At 67.4% G+C, this 22,484-nt stretch carries 21 protein-coding genes; 19 read left to right on the forward strand and 2 right to left on the reverse strand.

What is annotated here, in order from left to right; genetic code table 11:
- Positions 1-29 precede the first annotated feature (29 nt).
- The 14 genes from BQ7355_RS04725 (at position 30) to BQ7355_RS04790 (ending at position 14,982) form a co-directional block, all read left to right on the forward strand.
- Positions 30-755 (forward strand): ECF transporter S component, encoded by a 726-nt coding sequence (locus tag BQ7355_RS04725; RefSeq protein ID WP_072415156.1) that lies wholly within the window; start codon positions 30-32, stop codon positions 753-755.
- A gap of 103 nt (positions 756-858) precedes the next feature.
- Entirely contained in the window at positions 859-1,659 is an 801-nt protein-coding gene (locus tag BQ7355_RS04730; protein ID WP_072415157.1) for an energy-coupling factor transporter transmembrane component T, read from the forward strand.
- A gap of 12 nt (positions 1,660-1,671) precedes the next feature.
- On the forward strand, positions 1,672-2,523 hold the full coding sequence (locus tag BQ7355_RS04735) for an energy-coupling factor ABC transporter ATP-binding protein (protein WP_072415158.1): 852 nt from the start codon (positions 1,672-1,674) through the stop codon (positions 2,521-2,523).
- A complete protein-coding gene (locus BQ7355_RS04740; RefSeq protein WP_072415159.1) occupies positions 2,520-3,329 on the forward strand; it encodes an energy-coupling factor ABC transporter ATP-binding protein in 810 nt (269 codons plus the stop codon). The genes BQ7355_RS04735 and BQ7355_RS04740 overlap by 4 nt, the downstream gene beginning before the upstream one ends.
- Positions 3,330-4,031: a phosphoribosylanthranilate isomerase gene (locus tag BQ7355_RS04745; RefSeq protein ID WP_072415160.1), complete on the forward strand. Its 702-nt coding sequence runs from the start codon at positions 3,330-3,332 to the stop codon at positions 4,029-4,031.
- Positions 4,024-4,977, forward strand: a complete 954-nt coding sequence (locus BQ7355_RS04750; RefSeq protein WP_072415161.1) for a carbohydrate kinase family protein — start codon at positions 4,024-4,026, stop codon at positions 4,975-4,977. The genes BQ7355_RS04745 and BQ7355_RS04750 overlap by 8 nt, the downstream gene beginning before the upstream one ends.
- Positions 4,978-4,994: 17 nt before the next feature.
- Positions 4,995-5,975: a nucleoside hydrolase gene (locus BQ7355_RS04755; protein WP_072415162.1), complete on the forward strand. Its 981-nt coding sequence runs from the start codon at positions 4,995-4,997 to the stop codon at positions 5,973-5,975.
- A 32-nt stretch (positions 5,976-6,007) separates the two neighbouring features.
- Positions 6,008-6,661 carry an HAD family hydrolase gene (locus BQ7355_RS04760; RefSeq protein WP_072415163.1) on the forward strand — a complete coding sequence of 218 codons (654 nt, stop codon included), beginning with the start codon at positions 6,008-6,010 and terminating at the stop codon, positions 6,659-6,661.
- 3 nt (positions 6,662-6,664) lie between these two features.
- Positions 6,665-7,870 (forward strand): iron-containing alcohol dehydrogenase, encoded by a 1,206-nt coding sequence (locus BQ7355_RS04765; RefSeq protein ID WP_072415164.1) that lies wholly within the window; start codon positions 6,665-6,667, stop codon positions 7,868-7,870.
- Entirely contained in the window at positions 7,871-8,776 is a 906-nt protein-coding gene (locus BQ7355_RS04770) for a ribokinase (protein WP_072415165.1), read from the forward strand.
- Positions 8,777-8,892: 116 nt separating this feature from the next.
- Positions 8,893-10,326, forward strand: coding sequence for an MFS transporter (locus BQ7355_RS04775; protein WP_072415166.1), 1,434 nt, complete (start codon positions 8,893-8,895; stop codon positions 10,324-10,326).
- Between the two features lie 178 nt (positions 10,327-10,504).
- A complete protein-coding gene (locus BQ7355_RS04780) occupies positions 10,505-11,458 on the forward strand; it encodes a tRNA dihydrouridine synthase (RefSeq protein WP_072415167.1) in 954 nt (317 codons plus the stop codon).
- A 162-nt stretch (positions 11,459-11,620) separates the two neighbouring features.
- Complete coding sequence (locus BQ7355_RS04785) at positions 11,621-13,681, forward strand: elongation factor G (protein WP_072415168.1); 2,061 nt, start codon at positions 11,621-11,623, stop codon at positions 13,679-13,681.
- Positions 13,682-14,178: 497 nt separating this feature from the next.
- Complete coding sequence (locus tag BQ7355_RS04790) at positions 14,179-14,982, forward strand: tRNA (N6-threonylcarbamoyladenosine(37)-N6)-methyltransferase TrmO (protein ID WP_083581566.1); 804 nt, start codon at positions 14,179-14,181, stop codon at positions 14,980-14,982.
- Here BQ7355_RS04790 and BQ7355_RS04795 read toward each other — a convergent pair.
- Positions 14,979-15,317: a hypothetical protein gene (locus BQ7355_RS04795; RefSeq protein WP_159430441.1), complete on the reverse strand. Its 339-nt coding sequence runs from the start codon at positions 15,315-15,317 to the stop codon at positions 14,979-14,981. The genes BQ7355_RS04790 and BQ7355_RS04795 overlap by 4 nt on opposite strands.
- A 1,019-nt stretch (positions 15,318-16,336) precedes the next feature.
- On the opposite strand from BQ7355_RS04795, the gene BQ7355_RS04805 reads away from it, so the two are divergent.
- From BQ7355_RS04805 to BQ7355_RS04815, 3 genes are all read left to right on the forward strand, one after another.
- Positions 16,337-16,663, forward strand: a complete 327-nt coding sequence (locus BQ7355_RS04805; protein WP_072415171.1) for a hypothetical protein — start codon at positions 16,337-16,339, stop codon at positions 16,661-16,663.
- A 354-nt stretch (positions 16,664-17,017) separates the two neighbouring features.
- On the forward strand, positions 17,018-18,052 hold the full coding sequence (locus BQ7355_RS04810; protein WP_240307320.1) for a DNA alkylation repair protein: 1,035 nt from the start codon (positions 17,018-17,020) through the stop codon (positions 18,050-18,052).
- Positions 18,053-18,266: 214 nt separating this feature from the next.
- Positions 18,267-18,683 carry a DUF2871 domain-containing protein gene (locus BQ7355_RS04815; RefSeq protein ID WP_072415172.1) on the forward strand — a complete coding sequence of 139 codons (417 nt, stop codon included), beginning with the start codon at positions 18,267-18,269 and terminating at the stop codon, positions 18,681-18,683.
- A gap of 424 nt (positions 18,684-19,107) precedes the next feature.
- On the opposite strand, the gene BQ7355_RS04820 is transcribed toward BQ7355_RS04815, so the two are convergent.
- Entirely contained in the window at positions 19,108-19,794 is a 687-nt protein-coding gene (locus BQ7355_RS04820) for a phosphoribosylaminoimidazolesuccinocarboxamide synthase (protein WP_072415173.1), read from the reverse strand.
- Between the two features lie 169 nt (positions 19,795-19,963).
- Between BQ7355_RS04820 and BQ7355_RS09360 the strand changes: the two genes are divergently transcribed.
- Together BQ7355_RS09360 and BQ7355_RS04835 are read left to right on the forward strand one after the other, a co-directional pair.
- A complete protein-coding gene (locus tag BQ7355_RS09360; RefSeq protein ID WP_240307321.1) occupies positions 19,964-21,100 on the forward strand; it encodes a GNAT family N-acetyltransferase in 1,137 nt (378 codons plus the stop codon).
- A 359-nt stretch (positions 21,101-21,459) separates the two neighbouring features.
- Entirely contained in the window at positions 21,460-22,425 is a 966-nt protein-coding gene (locus BQ7355_RS04835; RefSeq protein ID WP_072415174.1) for a SulP family inorganic anion transporter, read from the forward strand.
- Positions 22,426-22,484: the final 59 nt, after the last annotated feature.

Here is a 22,484-nt window from a genome sequence, read left to right on the forward strand (position 1 = left end):
CGGTAGGGCAACCTTGAGAGGAGAACATCGTGTCGGAAAAGGCCTCCTTTGCGCAGAAGCTCAAAGATCAGTTTTCGACTAAGTCCCTCGTGCTCATTCCCATCGCGGTGGGCATCAACCTCATCGGTGGAACGCTGTGCTCCATGCTCAAGCTCCCCTTGTTTCTGGACACTATCGGCACCCTTGTCGTCGCCTGCCTGTCCGGCCCCTGGGTCGCTGCGCTCACCGGCCTCCTGACCAACGTCTTCTTGGCCATCGTCGCCAACCCGGTCAACTTCCCGTACGCCATCGTGAGCGTGCTCGTCGGCCTCACCGCCGGCTACATGGCTCGCGCGGGCTTCTTCAACAAGAAGTCCGGCATCGTTGCCGTCTGGCTCGCCGTCACGCTGGTCAACGCGGTTTCTGCCTCCCTTATCACTTCCTTCGTCTTTGGCGGCGCGACCGGTATCAACGGCACGTCAGTCGTCACCGCGGCGTTCGTTGTCGCCCTGCAGGACGTGCTGCTTTCGGTGTTCTCCTCTGCGATTCTCGAGAACCTGCTCGACAAGGGCATCTCGGTTCTCATCGCTTACACCATCTGGCGCAAGATCCCGCGCCGCCTCGTGAGCCAGTACGCGATGGCCGGCATCGCCGATGGCGAGGCCCCCGTGGGCCCTGGCCGCGATGAGCTCGACGACAAACTCGAGGACGATGATCTCGATTTCGACGACGAGGATGAGGATCTCGACCTCGGTTTCGACGACGAGGACCTTTAGCGCGTCCCGTGCCACCCCCTTTGGCGGAGGGGCGAGAGCCCCTCCGCTTGTATCAGGCAGACCGCATCGTAGATGCATCGACAAGAGGAGAAGGGAGAGCAGGATGTCACAGCGTCCCGTCGCCGATGATACCGCCCGCGACGCCTGGCTCGTCGCCCTCAATCCGACCGCCAAGGTAGCCAGCGTGCTCGTGCTCGGCCTGGCATCCATCGTGTTTCCTAGCCCGATCCTCGGCGCGCTCATCGTCGTCGCCCTGTTCGCCCTCGCTGCCGCCATGGGATACTTCAGGCCGTTCGCAAAGTTGATGATCGGCTTCGGCATCCCGGTGACCTTGATGCTCTTGCTTATCCAGGGCTGCTACAGCCCGCAGAACGTGACCGTGATCGCCGATCTTGGCTTTGCCCGACTCGGGCTCGAGGGCACATTGTACGCCCTCTCCACGGTCGTTACGCTCCTGACCTTCCTCGGCGGCTTCTACCTCATGAACCGCACGACCTACACCGGCGAGCTCGTCGCCGACCTTACCGAGCGCGGCCTGCCGCCCAAGGCCGGCTACCTCGTGCTCGCGAGTTTGAACGTGGTTCCCCAGATGAAGCGCCGCATGGCGACCATCCAGGAGGCCCAGGTCGCCCGCGGCCTGGACATGGGCGGCGACATCATCTCCCGCGTCCGCGCCACCGTGCCGCTGCTCGGCCCCGTGGTCATGTCCTCGCTCGCCGACGCCGAGGAGCGCTCGATGATGCTGGAGACCCATGGTTTCCATCTCAACGAGCGCGCCCACACCAGCTACGTCGTCGTCCGCCATGCGACGGCCGACAAGCCGCTGGTCATCGCGAGCGCCGTCGTCCTGGTACTTTCCGTCGCCGCCCGCATCGCGAGCGTTGCCGGCGTGCTGCCACTGTAAGGGGGTTTGCTCGTGGATTCCATCATCAAGGTCGATGACTTCTCCTTCCGCTACCGCGATGCCAAGCGCTGCGCGGTGCGCCATCTGGACTTCGAGGTGCCCGAGGGCGGCTTCCTGTGCGTCGTCGGCCCCAACGGCTCGGGCAAGTCGACGCTGTGCAACGCGTTGGTGGGCCTGGTCCCGCACCACTTCAACGGCAAGGGTCGCGGCAGCGTCCGCGTCCTCGGGCAGAAGGTGGCCGACCAGACGATCGCCCAGATCTCGTGCAACGTCGGCTTCGTGTTCCAAAACCCGTTCAACCAGCTCTCCTACACCGCCGGCACCGTGGCGGAGGAGCTTGCCTACGGCCTGGGCAACCACGGTGTCCCGCGTGACGAGATGGTCCGCCGCATCGAGCAGATCGCGGGCCCGCTCCACCTTGAGGGCCTGCTCGACCGCAACCCGCTGGAGCTCTCCGGCGGCCAGATCCAGCGCGTCGCGCTGGGCTCCACGCTGATCATGAACCCCCGCGTCCTGGTGCTGGACGAGTGCACCACGCAGCTCGACCCGCTGGGCAGCGAGGAGATCTTCGACATCGTCAAGAAGCTCAACGAGGACGGCATGACCGTCGTCATGGTCGATCACGACATGGAGCGCGTCGCCCGCTGCGCCGACCATGTGCTTGCGCTCAGCCGCGGCAACCAGGTCGCGTTCGGCACCCCCGAGGAGGTCTTCGGCGACCCCGCTCTGGAGGAGCACGGCGTCGATATCCCGGATTACGTGCGCATCTCGCGCACCCTAGAGGATGAAGGTCTTGCGAGCGGCCCGGTGACCCTCACCGAGGGCGCCTGCGCGGAGCGCGTTGGAAAGGCGTTGGGACGATGAAGATAGAGATCAAGGACCTGGTCCACGAGTACCTGCCGGGCATGCGCGCCCTGGACGGCGTGAACCTCACGCTGGACGGCACGGCCCCCGTCGCCATCATCGGCCAGAACGGCGCCGGCAAGACAACCCTCGTCAAGCACTTCGACGGCATCCTGCGCCCCACGTCCGGCCAGGTGCTGCTCGACGGCCACGACATCAACGAGCGCAGCTGCGCCCAGTGGTCCGCGCACGTGGGTTACGTGTTCCAGAACCCCGACAACCAGCTGTTCTTGGAGAGTGTGCGCCATGAGCTCGAGTTCGGTCCCCGTCAGCTCGGCGTGAGCGAGGCGGCGATCGCCAAGCGCGTCGAGCGCGTGGCGAAGCTCGTCGGCCTCTCCCGCAAGCTCGACGTGAACCCCGCTGACCTGACGCCCGCGGAGAAGAAGTTCTGCGCCATCGGCTCGGTCCTCACCATGAAGCCCGAGGTCGTCATCTTCGACGAGCCGACCTGCGGCCAGGACCTCGCCGGCAACGCCCGCCTCGAGCGCATCATCCGCGCGCTGCGCAAGTCCGGGCGCCTGTGCATCACCATCTCGCACGACGTCAAGTTCGTGTGCAAGTGCTTCGAGCGCGTCGTGGTCATGTGCCACGGCAGGGTGCTCGTCGAGGGCTCGGTCGAGGAGGTCTTCTCCCAGCCCGAGCTGCTCAAGCAGTCCTACGTCATTCCCGCCCCCGTGACGCGCGTCGCGTCCGCGGCCGGCATGAATAAAGTCGTGTTCGATGTTGACTCCCTCATCGAGGGCGTCAAAGCAGAAAGGAGCTCATAGATGAGCGACGTCATTGTTCAGATCTACGGTATCCGCACCGTCGAGGACGCCAGGATGGTCGTCGGCCACGGCGCCAAGCACATCGGTGTCTCCTATGGTCACATCAACCACACGCCTGGCCAGCTGAGCTGCGAGCAGGCAAAGGAGATCTTCGAGGGCGTGCAGCCCGAGGCCGTCCGCATCGGCCTGACCTGCTCGACCGACATCGATGAGATCTCCGAGGACCTCCGCGCCGCCATGCCCGACGTCCTTCATCTCTCCGGCGACATCGATGGCATCTCCCCCGAGCAGGTCGCCGAGCTCAAACGCCGCTTCCCCGGCCTCGAGATCATGCAGGCCATCCCCGTTCTCGCCGGCGTTCCCCTCGATGAGCAGCCCGTTATGGACTACGTTCGCGCCTACGAGCCCGTATCTGATTTCTTCCTGATCGACACCAAGGCCCCCACCGCCGGTGACATCGGTGCCACCGGGCTCACCCATGACCGCGCCATCGACGCCGCGATCGTCGCTGCGACCGACGTCCGCTGCATCATCGCCGGCGGTCTTGACGAGCACAACGTCACCGAGGCGATCCATGAGACCAAGCCCTACGGTGTCGACTCCTACACCCATACCAACTACGACGACGAGCGCGCCAACACCCTGCACTGCAAGGATGAGGCCAAGGTCATCGCGTTCTGCGAGGCGGCCAGGAATGCCTAGAGTCGTCGTCGCGGGTGACGCCAACGTTGACATTGTGGTCCAGTTCCCCCGCCTCGGCGCGGGCGAGAACGGCGCCACCATCTGGCCCAACCCCGAGGTCGTCGGCGGCGGAACGTCTTCCAACACCGCCGCGGCCGCGGCCCGGCTCGGACTCGACGTCCTCTTCGTCGGAACGGTCGGAGACGACCCCTACGGCGCCTTCGCCTCCCGCGACCTCGCCGAGCGCGGCGTCGACGTCTCCGGGCTCGTGTGCGACCGCGAGCTCAACACCGTCGGCGTGTTCGCCTTCGTCGACGAGGCGGGCGAGCGCTACCTGTGGGGCTGGCCCCGCGAGAAGCAGTCCTTCAAGGTGATCGACGAGGACCGCGTCGACTTCGAGGCCCTGCGCTCCGCCGACTGGTTCCACTCCTCGGGCATGTCGCTGGTGTACGACACCTCCGCCCGCTCCACGATCACGCGCATGTACCGCGAGGCGCGCGAGGCCGGGGTCCCGACCTCGCTCGACTTGAACCTCCGCGTCGACGACGGCGTGCTCGACCCCGAGTTCGCGCGCGCCCTCGAGGCCGTCATGCCCTACGTGGACTACCTGCTCGGTTCCGGTCCGGAGGAGTTCGCCTACCTCGGCGAGGGCACCTGGCGCGAGAACGCCCGCGCGCTCGCCGTCGACGGTCGCGTCGTGGTCGTGCGCGACGGTGCCAACGGCTCGGTCGCCATCAGCGGCACCGACGTCTTCGAGGCCCCGGCCTTCAAGGTTGAGGTCGAGGACACCATCGGCGCCGGCGACGTGTACAACGCCGGCTTCATCGCCACGCTGCTGGAGGGCGGGTCCCTCCAGGAAGCCCTCGAGAAGGGCAACGCCGTCTCTGGTTACACCGTCGCGCGCCAGGGCGCGCGCAACACTCCGACGCCCGATGAGCTCGCGGAGTTCATCGATTCGTTCAACTAAGCAAGAAAGGCTACATCATGGAGAAGAAGAAGGTCATTCTCGACTGCGACCCCGGACACGACGACGCGTTCGGTATCATGCTCGCCGTCCAGCACCTGGACGTCCTGGGCATCACCACCCTCGGCGGTAACTGCACGCTCGAGAACGTCACCCGCAACGCCATCAAGACCCTCGAGGTCCTCGGCAAGGCCGACGAGATCGGCGTCTATCCCGGACATAGCTGCCCGCTTGCCGTGCCGCTGGTGACCGCCCCGCAGTTCCATGGCGAGACCGGCCTCGACGGCCCGGTGCTTCCCGAGCCCACCCATGCTCCGCGCGACCAGCACGCTGTCGACTTCATCGTCGACACCGTGATGAGCAACGACGACGTGACCATCATCGCCACCGGCCCGCTGACCAACATCGCCGCCGCGCTCAACCGCGAGCCGCGCATCGCCGAGCGCGTGAGCGAGATCTGCATCATGGGCGGTTCCGTGACCTTCGGCAACTGGACGCCCGCCGCCGAGTTCAACATCTACGTCGACCCCGAGGCCGCCTACCGCGTCTTCAATTGCGGCGCGCACGTCAAGATGACCGGCATCAACTTGACCCGTCAGTGCTGTATCGGCATTCCCCACATGGAGAAGTTCCGCGAGATCGGCACCAAGGCCGCTAACTTCGCCGCCGACCTCACCGACTTCTTCATCCAGCAGGACATCGCCCTGGGCGAGCCCCCGATCGCGTGCATGCACGACGCCTGCGCCGTCGCTTGGATCATCGACCCGTCCCTGATCGTGGCCGCCCCCATGCACATCGACGTTGAGCTCAACGGCACGCTGACCCGCGGCATGACCGTCTGCGACTACCGTCACCTGCGCGGCGTCGATCCCAAGGTCGACATCGAGCGCGACCCGCAGATGACCCTGCGCGGCGAGGGCACCAACGCCGAGGGCGCGCTCGAGCTCGACTTCGACCGCTTCATGGACCTGCTGTACACCACACTCGGGAACTACGCCTAATGGTCCTCGCGCAGGGGCGTCCGGGAGGGGCGATGGTGCTGTGGGACTTCGACGGCACCCTCGCCAGCACCAGCGGAGACGTCTGGGGATCCCTTGCCTATGCCGCTGCCAAGCGGGATAGGAGGTTCCCCTTCGGATTCGAGGACGATGACGAGAACCTCGCCCTCCCCATGTCCGAGATCTTCGCGAGCCTCCTGCCCGCGCCCGACTCCGCGGACCTCGCGGGATTCGAACGCGACGTTCGCGTTCACTACCGGTCGATCAGCGCCCATCCGCGCACGGAGCTCTATCCGGGCATCAAATCGCTGCTCGTCGAGCTCCGCGCGCGCGGCGTCGCGAACCGCATCGTGACCAACAAGCCCCAGGGCGCCCTTGAGCGCCTGCTGTCGATCAAGGGCTGGGCGCCGCTCTTCGACGGATGGGTCTGCGCCGACTCCGGCCCGGACGGGACGGAGCTCACCAAGGAGCAGATGATTCGCATCGCCATCGAGCGCCAGGGCGCCGATCCGGCGCGCTGCGCGATGGTCGGCGACTCGTGGGGCGACGTCGCCGGGGCCCGCGCCGCGGGCATCGCGAGCATCGGCGTCACCTACGGGGACGGGAGCGTCGAGCGCCTGCTCGCCGAGAACCCGGACCGTGTCGCCGAGGAATCGACCGGACTGAGAGAACTACTGTTGGGAGATTGATTCATGCTCAACGATTTTGATATCCAGATCGCCACGCGATTCGTCTTCGGCCATGCCGCCGAGGAACGCTGCGGCAGCGAGGCCCGCGCCCTCGGCGCCTCCAAGGTGCTCCTCCATTACGACGGGGGCGACTACCTCGAGGCGAGCGGGCTGCTCGAGCGCCTGCGCGAGAGCCTGCGCTCCGCCGGCGTCGAGTTCGTCGAGCTCGGCGGCGTGCAGCCCAACCCCCGACTCGAGCTCGTCTACGAGGGCATCGCGCTGTGCCGCGAGTACGGCCTCGAGGCGGTCGTCGCCGTGGGCGGCGGCTCCGCCATCGATTCCGCCAAGGCAATCGGCCTCGGCGCCGCCTACGACGGCGACGTGTGGGACCTGTTCCTGGGCAAGGCCGAGCCCGTGGCGACCCTGCCGGTCGTCGCCGTCCTCACCTGCCCCGCCTCCGGTAGCGAGTCGAGCCAGGTCGTGGTCGTCAACAACGAGGCGGAGCACGCCAAGCTCCTGGTGAGCCATCCGGTGGTCCGTCCCGCCGTCGCCATCATGGATCCCGAGCTGTCCTGCACGCTTCCGGCGCGCCAGACCGCCTGCGGCCTTGTGGACATGTTCTGCCATGTGTGCGAGCGCTATTTCACCGACGACGCCGACTTCGGCATCCTCGATCGCATGAGCGAGGGCGTCTTGCGCACCATCGTCGAGGTCGGCCCGAAGCTCATGGAGAACCTGGGCAATTACGTCCTGCGCTCCGAGATCATGTGGGCGGCAACGGTCGCCCAGAACAACTCGCTGGGTATGGGCCGCAACCAAGACTGGTCGACGCATGCGCTGTCCAACGAGCTGAGCGCTCTGTACGACATCGCCCATGGCGAGACCATCTCTGCCGTCATGGCGTCCTGGATGCGCTATGTTCGCTCGAGCAACCCCGAGCGCTTCGCCCGATTCGCCCGCAAGGTGTTCGACGTCCGCGACGAGGCGCTGGATATCGATGCGACGGGCTCTGCCGGCATCGACGCGTGTGAGCGGTTCTTCGCCGGTCTCGGCATGCCTGTCAGCCTCGAGGAGGTCGGCGTCGGCGAGGAGGGCATCGAACCCATGCTCGACAAGATCGAGTTCTTCGGCGACGACCGCGCCATCGGTTCGGTCCGCCGCCTGACGCGCGAGGACTGCGCGGAGATCTTCCGCATGTCCCTCGTTCGCGACCAGGGGGTCGATGCGTAGATGATCGTCAACATCGGCTCGCTTAACATCGACTACGTCTACGATGTCGAGTCTTTCGTCCGCAAGGGCCAGACCATATCCTCCACGCGCCGCAGCGTCTTCGCGGGCGGCAAGGGCCTGAACCAATCCATCGCGCTCGGCCGAGCCGGCGCGGACGTCGCGCACGCCGGCCTGGTCGGCGACGAGGGCGCTTTCCTGCGCGACCTCATGCTCGAGTCCGGTGTCGACGTCAGCCGCGTGGGGACCGCCGAGGGCCATTCGAACGGACACGCGATCATCCAGCGCGATAGCGAGGGCGATAACTGCATCATCCTGCACGGCGGCTCCAACCGCCTCATCGGCGCGGGCCTCATCGATACGACGCTGCTCGCCTTCAAGCCGGAGGACTGGGTGCTGCTGCAGAACGAGACCAGCTGCGTCTCCAATGCCATCGAGGGCGCCCATGCCCGCGGCATGAAGGTCGTCCTCAACCCGTCCCCGGTCAACGACGCGCTGCTCGCATGCCCGCTCGAGCTCGTCGACTGCTTCATCCTGAACGAGGGCGAGGCCGCGGCGATCGCCGGCATTGACGGCGCCGCCGACGAGCTGCTCGCCGCGATGCTCGACCGCTTCCCGGATGCCGAGATCGTTCTCACGGTGGGTGCCGACGGCGCGTACTACGCCCGCAAGGGCGGCGAGCCGATCTTCCAGCCCGCCTTCGCGGTCGATGCGGTGGACACCACCGCCGCCGGCGATACGTTCACCGGCTACTACCTCGCCGAGCGCGCGGCGGGATCCGATCCGAGCCGCGCCCTGCTCGTCGCCTCGGCGGCGTCGTCGATCGCCGTCTCCCGTCCCGGCGCGGCGCCCTCGATCCCGCTTCGCCGCGAGGTCGAGGCGAAGCTCGCGGGGCTGGGCCTGGCCTAGCTTCGCGGTCGCGGTCGCGGGCGCGCCCCGAAGGATCGCTTACCTAGGTTTCATGTGCGGCCGAAAGCCGCCTGAATACATACTGCCCTGTCATCAAATATGAAAGGAGAGATTGCATGGCAGAAGAGAAGCAGAACGGCATTCCCGTTCCCGAGGAGGGGACTCCGGAATGGCTCGAGCTGAACAAGATGGCGAAGGTCGCCGTCCCCATTGTTCTGGCCATCTTCACGCTGGGCGTCCTGATGCAGCAGGCGTTCGGCATGATCTACGTCAACATCGGCGATGAGCTCGGCCAGGCCAACCTCGCGCCCCTCATCACCTCGATCCCGGGCATCGCACTCGGCATCGTCTGCGTCATCTACGGCTCGCTCGGTGACTTCCTGTTGCTTCGCAAGATGATCGTCATCGGCACCGCCGTCTTCGTCGCGGGCTCCGTGCTCGGCCTCTTCGGCCGCCTGAGCATCTGGATCGTCATCCTCGCCCGCCTCATCCAGTCCGTCGGCTGGCAGGTCTCCGGCTCCATCTTCCTGGTTCTGGTGTCCAAGTACATAGCCAAGAAGGACCGCGTGATCTGGTACGGCGTCTTCGTTGCGGTCTTCCGCTTCGCCGCCGCCCTCGGCGTCTTCCTCGCCGGCTACATGACCCTCATCGACTGGCGCATCCTGTTCGGCGTCGGCATCGTCGCCGCTCCGCTGATCCCCATCCTTGCCAAGAACCTGCCCGACAACCACGCCGCCGGTGCGACCATCGACGTCATGGGCTTCACTCTCATCGGCCTGTTCGCGGCTTCCGTGACCATGTACTTCACGGATATGACCACCTTCTGGTTCATCGCCTGCATCGTGACCCTGATTGCCTTCATCGTCTACATCAACAAGGCCGAGAACCCCTTCATCACGCCTAAGATGCTGACCAACCCGGCCTTCGCCATGACCATGATCGTCATCTTCGTCGGCTACTTCTTCAGCTACACCCTGAACGCCGGCATCAACAACATCGGCATGAACGTCTTCGGCCTCGACTCCTCCCAGGTTTCCAACCTGCTCGTCTGGTCGATCATCCTCGCCGGCGTCATGGGCTTCGTCGCCGGCCCGATCATCCGCAAGATCGGCCGCAAGGCTTCCGTCATCCTTGCGCTCGCCTGCATGGGCGGCGGCCTGATCGCGGTCGCCTTCGCCATCCCGCACGGTGAGGTTCTGGCGCTCGCCGCGGCCCCCTGCATCTACTACTTCGGCACCTCGTTCTTCTATCAGCCCATCGTCGACACCGCGACCCTGACGGTCACCGCCGAGGAGTCCGGTCGCGCGCTCGGCTTTAACGACCTGATCCAGGCCATCACCGGCTCCGTGGGCGTTGCCCTCTTCGGCCAGCTCATGGCCAACGGTGCCATGGGCGATGCCAGCATCGCCGGCACCGCTTCCGGTCTCGCCTCCAGCTACGCCAACGTCTTCCTCATCGGCGGCGTCATCATCCTGGGCGCCATGGTTATCTTCATGCTCTCCATGAAGATGATCTACAGCCGCTCCCGTGCTGCTGAGGATGAGGCGTAATAGCCAAAGCGGTCCTCATGGGGTTTGCCAATAAGACCTCTCTCTCCGCCCCGGTCGCGTTCTCGCGGCCGGGGTTTTTGATTGTTCAGTCGTGCGGGCCCCTCGATGGGGTAGAGTGCCGACTCGAAACATGTAGGTTGCGGTCGCGAGTCTGCCGCGACGATTAAGGAGCCGCTAGATGATCTACTCGCTCGCCCCCATGGAGGGCATCACGGGATACGTGTTCCGCCGTGTCCACGCCGAGTGCTTCGGCGCGCTCGACCGATACTACACGCCGTTCCTCCCGCCTCCCCGCGTGGGCTCGACCTTCGGCGGCAAGAACTTCAAGGAGATCGACCCGGCGAACAACGAGGGGCTGAACGTCGTCCCGCAGCTGCTCACCAAGAACGCCGACGAGTTCGTGTGGGCGGCGCAGCTGCTCGCCGAGATGGGCTACACGGAGGTCAACCTCAACCTGGGGTGCCCCTCGGGGACCGTCGTCGCCAAGGGCAGGGGCTCCGGCCTGCTGCGCGACCCGGACGCGCTCGAGGCGTTCCTGCGCGACATCTGCGAGCGCTCGCCGCTGCCCGTCTCGGTCAAAACGCGCCTCGGCCTTGAGGACGACGGCGAGTACGCGCGCATCCTCGCCGTCTACTGCCGTCTTCCCTTGGCCGAGCTCATCGTGCACCCGCGCGTGCAGAAGGACCGCTATCAGGGGTCGCCGCGCTGGGAGCCTTACGGCGCCACGCTGGCGGCGGCGCCGTTTCCCGTCGCGTACAACGGCGACGTCTTCGATACCGCCGACCGCGATGGGTTGCTGGCGGCCTTCCCTGCGACGCGCCATGTGATGCTGGGTCGCGGCCTGCTCGCCAACCCCGCCCTCGCGCGCATGATGGCCGGCGGGCCGCCGGCGACCCGTGAGGAGCTCGAGCGGTTCCACGACGCCCTGTTCCATGCGTACGAGGAGGTCGTCGGCGGCAACGCCGTGTTCCGCATGAAAGAGTGGTGGTTCTACGCCAAGTGCGCGTTCGCCGATCCCTTGGCGGTGCATCGCGCCGTTCGGAAGGTCCGCCGCGCCGGCGAGTACGAGGATGCCGTCCGCACGATCTTCTCGGGGATGGAGCTCGCGGAGGAGGCACGGTTCCACGGCTAGGCCGTCGGCCTCCGTCCGGCGCGCCGCCCGACGCGGACACCTCGACTCGGCGCTCGAATCGGTACCCGCCCCCAACCTGAGGTCCGGGCGGAGCTCGCGCAGGCGGTGCGGGCACTACAATGGGAAGCTGCCCGCACCGCCGCCCGAACGATCGGAGTCTCCATGCCCCAAGCCGTCATCGGTCTTGTCGCCCACGTCGACGCAGGGAAGACCACGCTCGCCGAGGCGCTGCTCTACCGTGCCGGCGCCATCCGCCGCCAGGGGCGCGTGGATAAGGGGGATGCGCATCTCGATACCGATGCGATGGAGCGCGAGCGCGGCATCACCATCTTCTCCAAGCAGACCTATCTGGACTGGGCGGGCGCCCACCTCATGCTGCTGGACACGCCTGGGCACGTCGACTTCTCCGCCGAGGCCGAGCGGACCCTGCAGGCGCTGGATTACGCGGTGCTCATCGTCGGGGCGAACGACGGCATCGAGGGTCACACCGAGACGCTCTGGGGCCTGCTCGACCGCTACCGCGTGCCGACCTTCCTCTTCGTGAACAAGCTCGACCTCGCCGGGGGCGAGCTCGCGCCCCTGATGGCGGAGCTGCGCGGACGGCTGTCGGCGGCAATCGTGGACGGCGGCGCGCTCGCCGACCTGGCGGGTCACACGGCGGCGTCGCCGGAGGGCGACGGCGCGACCGCGCATGGCGTTACCTGCTCGAGCGAGCTGCTGGAGGACGTCGCCGCCGCCGACGAGGCCGCGCTCGACGAGTACCTCGCGTGCGGCACGGTCGGTGCGGGCACGGTCCGCCGCCTCGTCGCCGAGCGCAAGCTGTTTCCCTGCTTCGCCGGGTCCGCCCTGCGCGGCGAGGGGATCGAGGGGCTGCTCGACGGCATCACCGCGCTCATCGAGGAGAAGGCGTGGCCGGAGGCGTTCGCGGCGCGCGTCTACCGCGTGAGCCGCGGCGCCCATGGCGAGCGCCTCGCATGGCTCAAGGTCACGGGCGGCACCCTGCGCGCCAAGGAGCAGCTGTCCGGCTTCGACGGGGGAGTCCCCTGGACCGAGAAGGTGGACCAGGTGCGCATCTACGACGCCGATTCGTTCCAGATCGTCCGCGAGGTCCCCGCCGGCCGCGTGTGCGCGGTGTCCGGCCTCACGCACGTGCGCCCGGGCAGCGCGCTCGGGGCGGAGGGGCGCGGTGCGGACCCCGCGCTCGTGCCGGTCCTCTCCTTTCGCGTGGAGGCCCCGGGCACCGACGCGACCGTTCTCGTCCGCGCCCTGCGCGAGCTCGCCGACGAGGACCCCCTGCTCGGCGTGGCGTGGCACGAGCAGCTGCAGGAGGTGCACGTGCAGCTCATGGGGGAGGTCCAGCGCGAGGTGGTGGCCCGCCGCCTGGCGGACCGCTTCGGCATCGCCGCCGAGTTCGGCGCGGGCGGCATCCTCTACCGCGAGACGGTGACCGCGCCCGCGCGGGGCGTCGGGCATTTCGAGCCGCTGCGGCACTACGCCGAGGTCCAGCTGCTGATCGAGCCGGCCGAGCGCGGGGCGGGCATCATGGCCGGCACGCGCGCCCTGGAGGACGATCTCGACCGCAACTGGCAGCGGCTCATCCTCACGCACGTGCTGGAGCGCGAGCACCCGGGCGTGCTCGCGGGCGCCCCGCTCACGGACGTGCGCATCACCCTGCTCGGCGGGCGCGCCCACCTCAAGCACACCGAGGGCGGGGATTTCCGCCAGGCGACCTACCGCGCCATCCGGCAAGCGCTCATGACGGCCCGCGCCGCCGGCTCCTGCGAGCTGCTCGAGCCGTGGTACCGCTTCCGCCTGGCCGTCCCTGCTGGCAAGGTCGGTCGTGCCCTGGCGGACCTGCAGCGCATGGGCGCGACGTTCGACCCGCCCGAGGTGCGCGGCGAGCGGGCGAGGATCGCCGGCGAGGCTCCGGCTTCCGAGATCGGGTCCTACGCGCTCGAGGTGAGTGCATATTCCGGCGGGCAGGGGAGCCTGGCTCTCGAGTACGCGGGGTACCGTCCGTGCCACGATGCCGAGCGGGTCATCTCCGAGGCGGCGTATGACCCGCTGGCGGACCTGTCCAACACGCCGGACTCCGTCTTCTGCAGCCACGGCGCCGGCTATGCCGTGCGGTGGGACGAGGTGCCCACGCAGGCGCATGTCCAGGTCGACCTGGACCGCTTGCGGCCGTGGCGCGCCGCGGACGAGGGCTTCTTCTCGGGATAGCGGCCTCGGGCCGTCCCGGGGCTTCGCTCCGTCGTCCGTCTCGCAGCCGGCCGATGGGGATCGGCGCCGCGGGCGGCTTCCGGGCGGTTAGACGAATTAATCCATGACCCCCTGCTGAATTGGACAATATGGCAAATATATAGGTCTGACCGACGGAGATCGCCCCATGAGGGCGTCCGAAGCGCGCTCGAGGTGCGCGCGAGCGGGCTAAAAAGTACGCGTTCTCATGGCTGTGCGCATCTTCTGATAAGCTACGGGAATGGAAGGACCGTGTGCCCGCGCAAACGACTTATATAATTGCCATATTTGTCCAAGAAAGCAGGGGGTTAAGCAAAAAAGCGATGTAGCTCATCGCGAAAACGGGGCGTTCCGATGAGGGGCGGCGGGCTGCCCGTTCGCGGCTGCGGGCACGGCGCGCCGATCGGGCCGGAGGTCTCAATTCGGTGCCTGTCCCCGATTTGAGGAGAGGGGCCGCGGCGCGTGGTACACTGCGCAGCATGAGACCGATCGCACGCATACATACGGACCTGCCGCAGAAGTTCGGCATCCCGCGCAACAGCTTTCTCGCGCCCCACCTGCAAGGGTGCATCGTCTTCGAGCCCGAGTTCGCGCTGCCGCAGGCGGTGGCGGGGCTCGAGGAGTTCAGCCATCTGTGGCTGATCTGGGCATTCGAGAACGGGACGCCCGGCGGCACCGCGGCAGACATAGCCTCGGACAGCGCCGCTGCCGACAAGAGCGGAACGGCCCGCGCATGGTCGCCCACGGTGCGCCCGCCGCGCCTCGGCGGCGCCGAGCGCCGCGGCGTGTTCGCGACGCGGAGCCCCTTCCGCCCGAACCCTTTGGGCCTCACGTGCGTGAAGCTCGACCGCATCGAGCTGACCGACGCCGGCCCGCAGATCCACGTGCTCGCCGCGGACCTGCGCGACGGCACGCCCATCTACGACATCAAGCCCTACATCCCCTTCGCGGACTGCCATCCCGACGCCACGGGCGGCTGGATCGAGCGCGCCCCGTGGCACGAGCTCGAGGTCGAGTTCCCCGACGGCCTGCGTGCGCACGTCCCCGAGGCGAAGCTTCCCGGGCTCATCGAGGTCCTGCAGCAGGATCCGCGCCGCGCCGGCAGCAAGCATGAGCCCGAGCGCGTGTACCACCTCGCCTACGCCGCCCTGGACGTGGCGTTCACCGTGGACGGCGACGCCCTGCGCGTCGTGGGCGTGGACCCGGCGGATGCGAAGTACGAGGCCTCCGCTCCCTTCTTGAGGCGGATCGTCTCGCCCGGCGTTATGGGGAAGCTACCCTAGGCCGCTCGGGGTTCACGGCCCTCGCGCAGGACGATGGCGCTGGAGAACCCGTTCATCGATAGGGATTCGTCGGTGTAGCTGATGGTGTAGTCGGCCTCGGTGGGGTCGGTGTGGCGGTACGGCACGGGAACCTTGAACGAGGCGCCGTCGAAGACGGAGGTCACCTCCAGGAACTCGCGGTCCTGCGTGTCGGGCACGGACCGGGCGGAGATCGCGTCCCCGTCGTGCAGGACGGTGCCGTCCGGGGCGTGCACGGTATACAGGTCCTCATCGAAGGAGACCGTCTCGGCCGCGGTGTCGAAGGTGGGGCATGGGCCGTGATGGCCTTTGGACATGCTTGGATCTCATCCAGGATAATGAGCGTTTTGCCTGGGACAATCTCCATGTTGAGTTGGAGCGATAACGAGGCGAAGGCCCAGCAGTTCTCGGTCTCGTGCTGGTTGAGCATGCCGCCGATGCGGTTGGTCTCGCGCAGGTCGAACGACGAGGGCAGCTCGGCGGCGCGCAGGGCGCTGTGCACGGCGAGCGAGTCGGCGAGGTAGGAGAGGTCGAGCGGGGAGGGGGCGAGCTCGCCGTCGTAGGTGCCGTCCAGGTAGGCGGCGTAGTCCTCGCTGAGGTCGGAGACGCTGACGACGGGCGCGGCGGCGCCGGTCGCGGCGTTGGCGGGCGCCGCGGCGAAGCCGGCGAGCGTGGCGGCGAGCAGGGACAGCGCGCCGGCGACGGCGGGCGCTGCGGGCCTGCGCCGACGGGCGGCGGCGCCTCTGAGGTCGCTGTCGAGACGGTTACCGCGGGCGGCGCGGCGCGGGCGGTAACCGTCTCGACGCGGTGTGAACGGTCGCGCGGCTCGGGCGGATGTGCTCGCCGTCAGGCAGGGGGCCGGTCCGGCTCCTTGCGGCCGATGTGGGCGCGAGCGCAACCACGCACCATGATACCGTGCCGGCTTCAGGGTCCGTGCTGCCGTCGGCTTCGGGGGAACGAAACGCGAGGCAGGGGGAACGAGGCCACCGCCGTACCGTCGATGTGGCGCGTGGGCCACGGGGTGGGAAAAACGCGCCCGCTGCGGCGTGCGCGGCACGCATCTGTACGTATCGGACCTGCGCTGAGGCGCCATCTGGCGCGCTTCTTCACGGCTGCCGCGCGGTAGCGGCGACACGGGGCGCTACCATCGGCGCTTCCCCTGCTGGCTCGCGAGGTAGAACGGGAGGAAGACGATCGCGGCGGCGACGAATGACGCCATCTTGAGCACGTCTTTCGCGACGGTCCCGCAGAGGAGCAACAGGCGCGCCGGGCGCCCGCCGTGTCCGCGCGGGGCCGTAGGATGTCGCTCCGAGGACGGAGGACATCGGAGGTGGCCATGACTGTGCGCAAACGCGCCTCGCTCGCCGGACGCTGCGGCATTCCGCTGGAGCGCGACCGCGTCTACGTGGGCGTCGATACCGCTCTCGACGGCGGCGCCCTCGAGCCGGCGGCCGCCCGGCCCGTGCGCATCCGCTGGCCCGACGGCCGCTCACGGGAGATCCAGAGCATCTACGACCGGCGGGAGTTCGGGCGCGCGGCCTTCGGCAACCTGTGCGTTCGCTGGGCGGTCTGCGTCGCCCGCCGACGGCGCGAGCTGTTTTGGGAGCATGGGGATTTCTTCGTGGCGAAGCGCAGCGGCCTGGCGGAGCGGCGGGCGACCTGACGGCATCTGGTGCCCGGACGTTGTCTCCGGGCTCGTCGCAACCCCTGGAGCATGTCGAACCTCCAGGCCTCGTCTCGGCGCTTCGCCTCATCGGCATGCCGCCGCGTCCACGCAGATGTCGACATCGTTCTCGCCGTGGCGACCGAGAGCTGTCGGCCGGCCGGCCAGGCGCGCGCCGCGATGGCGAAGTATCGCCACGCGCCCGGCGCGGGCGATGCGGTATCGTTGACGCCATGCGCACGGTGCGGGCCGTGCGTGCGAGGAAAGGTGCGCTATGGGGTCGCGGGCCACGCGATGCCCTGCGGCTGCGCCGGCCGTTCGGATGGGCAGCGGTTGCGGAAGGGGGAGCGCCCTGTGAGCGCCCTTGAGCACTACATGTACGTGTTGGAATGCGGCGACGGCAGCCTGTACACGGGCTACGCCGTCGACGTGGAGGCGCGTCTCTTCGCCCATCGGGCGGGGCGCGGCGCGAAGTACACCCGGTCCCATGCGCCGGTGCGGCTGGCGGCGCAGGCGAGGTTCTTTTCCAAAGCCCGCGCCATGAGTGCGGAGGCGCTGTTCAAGCGCTTGCCGCGCGACCGGAAGGACGCCCTGCTCGCGCAGGCCATGGGCGAGCCCTTCGAGGAGGTGCTCCGCCGCGAGCTGCCCGGATTCGGGAGCGACACCGCGGAGGAGTTCGTCTGCCGGTCCCTGGCGGGCGGCATCGACGCCGGGTACCGCGATTTCATGGCGCGCCTCATGCCCACCGTCGACCCGGTGCGCGTGGTCGGCGTGCGCACGCCCGTCCTGCGCGCAATTGCTCGCGAGCTCGCGCGGCGACCCGATGCCCCCTCGTACCTGCGCGCGCTGCCGCATCGCCTGTTCGAGGAGATGCAGGTCCACGCGTTCGCCATCGGCCTCGAACGCGACTACGACGCCGCCCTTGCACTCTACGATCGCTTCCTGCCGCATGTGGACAACTGGGCCACGTGCGATCAGCTTCCCGTCAAGGTGCTGGCGAAAGATCCGGGTCGCACGTTGCAGAGGGTCGGGGAGTGGCTCGCCTCCGGGGACTGCTATACCGTGCGGTTCGGCATCGGTGTGCTCATGCGCCTCTATCTGGACGAGCGATTCGAACGGCGGTTTCTGGACGAGGCCGCGGCGGCGCGCCTGCCGGGTGCGCCCGAGCGCCCGGACCCGGAATCGCCCGCGTACTACGTGGATATGATGCGCGCCTGGTATTTCGCTGAGGCGCTCGCTCGGCAGGAGGCCGCGGCGCTGCCCTATCTGCTTGCGCGCGGGGAGGGTGCTCTGCTGGACGAGTGGACCCGGCGCAAAGCGATCCAGAAGGCGATCGAGAGCCGCCGTATAGCGCCTGAGCTGAAAGCGCGGTTGCGCCAGGCCCGTTGACCTCGATTCGGGGCCGCGATTTGGGGCGGGCGCCAAGCTGAGGTCGGAAGGGGACCCGCAGCGCATCATCCCCCATTGAGAGCCGGGCGCCGATCTGAGGTTCGGCGCTCCGCGGCCTTGTGCCCGCATGCGCGATTGTGGAGTTTCAAATTGCTACTAAAATAGGTCTATTATGCGAGGGGAACGAGCAAATCCGCCGAAAGGAGCCGACGACATGAAGAAGTATGCGAACAGCGCGCTAGTCTACGCGATCCTCGCCATGGTGGGCGGGGTGTTCTACCGCGAGTTCACCAAGTTCAACGGATTTACGGGGACGACATCGCTGGGGTTCGTGCACGCGCACTACTTCGCGCTCGGAATGATCGGCTTCCTGCTGCTTCTGCTGCTCGAGAAGGACCTTTCCTTCACCGACCGCTCCGTGGGCCGTGCCGTGGCCGCCTACCATGTGGGTCTCAACGTGACCGCGGGGATGCTCGTCGTTCGCGGCGTCACCCAGGTTCTCGACATCGCCCTTACCCGCGGCGCAAGTGCAGCCATCTCGGGCATCGCGGGCCTCGGGCACATCGTGCTCGGCGTAAGCATCGTGCTGATCCTTCTGGGCGTGAAGCGCGCGGTCGCCGCTGCGGAGTAGCGCACGGCAGCCGTTCGGCATTCGCCGTGGAGTCTCGTGCCCGGAGGCGTGCCTTGCGCACCCGGTCGAGCCGAGTCCGGCTTCGACTATATGCTATGACCCCCTATTGTTTTGGACAAAAGTGCCAGAAAATGACGGTGATAGGGGGTTATACATATCATGAATAGGACGAAATCAAGCTTCGACGCCTGCGATTCGCTTCAAATCGGCATCAAAACTGAATAACGGACACACTGTTCGCTTGTTTTGTCCGAACTCCGTCGTCACTATCTGGCACTTTTGTCCAATAATACAGGGGGTTATCGATTAAATACAGATAACCGACCCCTCTGTCACGTTATCGAACTCAATTGTATGCAAAAAACGGGGCCCCGCATGCAGCGGGGCCCCGTGAAGCGAAGCGATGCCGTCGCTGTCTGCGCCCTTAGGCGAAGAACAGCTCGGAGAGGGTCATCGGGTCGACGTACTCGCCGTCCTTGTAGACGCGCATGTTGCCGGAGGCGATCTCGTCGATCAGGATGACGTTGCCGTCGGCGTCGTAGCCGAACTCGAACTTGATGTCGTAGAGCATGAGGCCCTTCTCGGCCAGGTCGTCGGCGACGATCTTGGTGATCTGCTTGGTCATCTCCTTGAGGGAGTCGTACTGCTCGGCGGTCATGACGCCCAGGTCGACGAGGCCGTCCTTGGTGACCAACGGGTCGCCCAGCTCGTCGTTCTTGAAGGTGGTCTCGACGTAGGACGGCAGGTCGTCGCCCTCGTTGCAGTACTGCTTGTAGCGGCGGTAGAAGGAGCCCACGGCCTTGTTGCGGCAGATGACCTCGAGGCCCTCGCCGAAGACCTTGGCGGGCAGGACTTCCATGGTGGTGTCGTCGAGGTTGGCGGACACGTAGTGGGTCTTGATGCCGGCGGCGTTGATCTTCTCGAAGAAGTAGATGGACATGCGCAGGTTGACGTCGCCCACGCCCTCGATGGTGAGGCCGACGGAGTTCTCGCCCGGATCGAAGACGCCGTCCTTGCCGGTGCAGTCGTCCTTGAACTTGAGCAGGTAGTTACCGTTCTCGAGCGCGAAAACGTCCTTGGTCTTGCCGGAATACACGAGTTCCTGGGTCATTGCGGTAGTCCTTTCGTACGCAGCCCGCTATCGCTGACGGTGAGAGTGTACCCCAACGCATGGCCGCTTCGCGACCCGCGCTTCCGACAAGATGGATTTGTGGCACGATTTCTATACCGGGGGAACGGGGCGAGGAGGCTCGCTTCGCTTCCGAGGTGCACGGAGGCCCGTGCAGAAGGGAGCCGAGATGCCGATTCGCGAGGTGACGTCGGACAAGAAACGCTATCTCGACCTGCTCCTGCTGGCGGACGAGCGGGAGGACATGATCGACCGCTATCTGGAGCGCGGGGCCATGTTCCTGCTCGAGTTTGACAGCGAGGCGGTGGGCGAGTGCGTCGTCACGGACGAGGGGGACCGCCTGCTCGAGTTCAGGAACCTCGCGGTCGCCCCCGCATGGCAGGGCCGGGGGCTCGGCCGCGCGCTGGTCGCCCACGTCGAGCGCCGCTTCGCAGCCACCCACGACGTCCTGCAGGTCGGGACCGGCGATGTGCCCTCCACGGTCGGGTTCTACGAGCGCTGCGGCTTCGTGCGCTCGCATCGGGTGAGGGATTTCTTCACCCGCCATTACGACCACCCGATCGTCGAGGACGGCGTCCTGCTCACGGACATGGTGTACCTAAGGAAGTCGGTCGTGCCGCGATCGCGAGCCGAGCTCCTGGATGCGGACCGTGCTCGCGACATTGCGACCTGCGGCCGCCCGCTCTGCCCGTCCCGGCGCCGCGGGGACCGTGCCGCCGCGCAGCTCGAGGCCGCGGGCGCGCACGAGCCTACCCCCACGCCGTACTTCGTGCTCGAGCGCCTCATGCCGCGCCTGGGACTGGAGGCGAGCTCGCGCTTGCTGGACGTCGGGTGCGGGGCGGGCCGCGTGCTGGCGTATTGCGTCGAGGCGCGGCTCGCCTGCCGGGTGACCGGGGTGGAGCTGGACGACGACCTGGCGCGCACCGCCGCCGCGTGGTCGCGCGGGCTCCGCGGCGTCGAGGTCGTCGCCGGCAGCGCCCTGGATATGCCGTTGGGGGACTTCACCCATTTCTACCTGTTCAACCCGTTCGACAACGCGGTGCTCGTCGCGTTCCTCGAGGCGCTCGAGCGCCAGGCGACGCACGCGGTGACGTTGGCGCACATGTCCGACAACGGCGAGAGCTACACGTATTGGGGGAGGCCGGGCTGGACGCTGCTCGAAGAGGGGGCGTTTCGGGAATACCCCGACGAATCCGGGTCGGAGACCGCGCGCTTTCAGGTGTTCGGATGCGACCAGCATTATTCGATCTGGCGGTTCGACCCCCTTGCAGCCCGGGCTGGGCGATAGGGCGCACCTCCGATCGAGGCCGGGGGCGGTGCCCGTGCGGCGGGCCGGCCGCGGTGGGGCCGTTCGCCGCTTCGCGCCGCGGCGCGCGGCGGCGAGTCGCTTCTGCCGCTCGGCGCCGCAAGGGGTCGGGCCTCTTGGGGCCACGGGCCTCAGCGGCCCTCTGCGCGCTTCGCCTTTGCACTTTCGGTGCTTCGCGCGTCGCTTCGCGGCGTGAGGGAAGCGGGCGCGTGATATGTATAGTGTGCGTTATGCACGCAAATTCTCACAACCTCTCATTCCTGTGTGACACCGGATCGGCCGCGCGCCTGTCCGGCCATGCGCCGTCCCCGCCCGCTGCAAGAAAGGAACGACACCTCGGCATGAAGCGCGACAAGCTCAAACCCATTTTGTTCAGCATCATCAAGCGTTCCGGCCCCGGGGAGCTGTGCGCTCAGTTCGCGCGCGACATCGTGGCGGGCATCGTGGTCACCGTCGTGGCGCTGCCGCTCTCCATCGCGCTGGCCATCGCTTCGGGCGTCGGCCCCGAGCAGGGGCTCTACACCGCCATCGTCGCCGGCTTCGTCATCGCGCTGTTCGGCGGCATCCCCGCCACGGGCGCCATCGCGCGCACCGCCGCCAACGTCAAGAGCGGCGGCCGCACGCCGGTCGCCGGGATGGTGCACGCCGTGGTCCTGCTGCTCGTGCTCGTCTTCCTCATGCCGTACGCCGCGCTCATCCCCATGCCCACGATCGCGGCGATTCTGCTGCAGGTCGCCTACAACATGTCGGGCTGGCGCAACGTGCTGCACGTCTGCCGCACCGCGTCGCGCGGCGCCGTCGCCGTCATGCTCGTCACCCTCGGCCTCACCGTGGCGTTCGACCTGGTCACCGCCATCGGGGTCGGCATGCTCATCACGATGGTGCTCCTCATGAAGATGCTCTCCGAGGAAACCGAGGTCCGCGGCTGGCGCTACTTCGGCGACATGGATTCCGAGGTCACGCACATGCGCGAGCTGCCGCGCAGCGTCCGCGTGTACGAGATCAACGGCCCGATGTTCTTCGGCATGACCGACCGGCTGATGGACATCTCGGTGAAGGGCTTCACCCGTTGCCTCATCATCCGGATGCGCGGCGTGCCGTCGCTGGACTCCTCCGCCATGAAGGCGCCCGAGGACCTGTGCGCGGACTGCGCCGAGCACGGGGTGCAGCTCATCATCTCCCATGCGAACGAGCAGCCGCTGCGCACGATGGAGCGTGCCGGCTTCGTGGACCGCGTGGGGCGCGAGCATTTCCGCGCGAACATCGACGACGCGATCGCGCACATGCGCGAGCTTCTGGGGGAGTAGGGCTGCCGTCCGCGCTCCGGCGGAGGCGGGTCGTCCTGATGAAATGCTATCAATAATGT

Origin of the sequence: Collinsella phocaeensis, from assembly GCF_900119895.1 — a bacterium.
In the GTDB taxonomy this organism is placed as follows: Bacteria; Actinomycetota; Coriobacteriia; order Coriobacteriales; family Coriobacteriaceae; genus Collinsella; species Collinsella phocaeensis.

What these genes read in the sequence shown, in the direction of transcription:
- BQ7355_RS04795 (WP_159430441.1), bottom strand. Translation starts at nt 15,317, where the DNA reads ATGTCCAAAGGCCATCACGGCCCATGCCCCACCTTCGACACCGCGGCC.
- BQ7355_RS04835 (WP_072415174.1), top strand. Translation starts at nt 21,460, where the DNA reads ATGAAGCGCGACAAGCTCAAACCCATTTTGTTCAGCATCATCAAGCGT.
- BQ7355_RS04770 (WP_072415165.1), top strand. Translation starts at nt 7,871, where the DNA reads ATGATCGTCAACATCGGCTCGCTTAACATCGACTACGTCTACGATGTC.
- BQ7355_RS04755 (WP_072415162.1), top strand. Translation starts at nt 4,995, where the DNA reads ATGGAGAAGAAGAAGGTCATTCTCGACTGCGACCCCGGACACGACGAC.
- BQ7355_RS04750 (WP_072415161.1), top strand. Translation starts at nt 4,024, where the DNA reads ATGCCTAGAGTCGTCGTCGCGGGTGACGCCAACGTTGACATTGTGGTC.
- BQ7355_RS04775 (WP_072415166.1), top strand. Translation starts at nt 8,893, where the DNA reads ATGGCAGAAGAGAAGCAGAACGGCATTCCCGTTCCCGAGGAGGGGACT.
- BQ7355_RS04760 (WP_072415163.1), top strand. Translation starts at nt 6,008, where the DNA reads ATGGTGCTGTGGGACTTCGACGGCACCCTCGCCAGCACCAGCGGAGAC.
- BQ7355_RS04780 (WP_072415167.1), top strand. Translation starts at nt 10,505, where the DNA reads ATGATCTACTCGCTCGCCCCCATGGAGGGCATCACGGGATACGTGTTC.
- BQ7355_RS04730 (WP_072415157.1), top strand. Translation starts at nt 859, where the DNA reads ATGTCACAGCGTCCCGTCGCCGATGATACCGCCCGCGACGCCTGGCTC.
- BQ7355_RS04805 (WP_072415171.1), top strand. Translation starts at nt 16,337, where the DNA reads ATGACTGTGCGCAAACGCGCCTCGCTCGCCGGACGCTGCGGCATTCCG.
- BQ7355_RS04815 (WP_072415172.1), top strand. Translation starts at nt 18,267, where the DNA reads ATGAAGAAGTATGCGAACAGCGCGCTAGTCTACGCGATCCTCGCCATG.
- BQ7355_RS04765 (WP_072415164.1), top strand. Translation starts at nt 6,665, where the DNA reads ATGCTCAACGATTTTGATATCCAGATCGCCACGCGATTCGTCTTCGGC.
- BQ7355_RS04785 (WP_072415168.1), top strand. Translation starts at nt 11,621, where the DNA reads ATGCCCCAAGCCGTCATCGGTCTTGTCGCCCACGTCGACGCAGGGAAG.
- BQ7355_RS04820 (WP_072415173.1), bottom strand. Translation starts at nt 19,794, where the DNA reads ATGACCCAGGAACTCGTGTATTCCGGCAAGACCAAGGACGTTTTCGCG.
- BQ7355_RS04790 (WP_083581566.1), top strand. Translation starts at nt 14,179, where the DNA reads ATGAGACCGATCGCACGCATACATACGGACCTGCCGCAGAAGTTCGGC.
- BQ7355_RS04745 (WP_072415160.1), top strand. Translation starts at nt 3,330, where the DNA reads ATGAGCGACGTCATTGTTCAGATCTACGGTATCCGCACCGTCGAGGAC.
- BQ7355_RS04740 (WP_072415159.1), top strand. Translation starts at nt 2,520, where the DNA reads ATGAAGATAGAGATCAAGGACCTGGTCCACGAGTACCTGCCGGGCATG.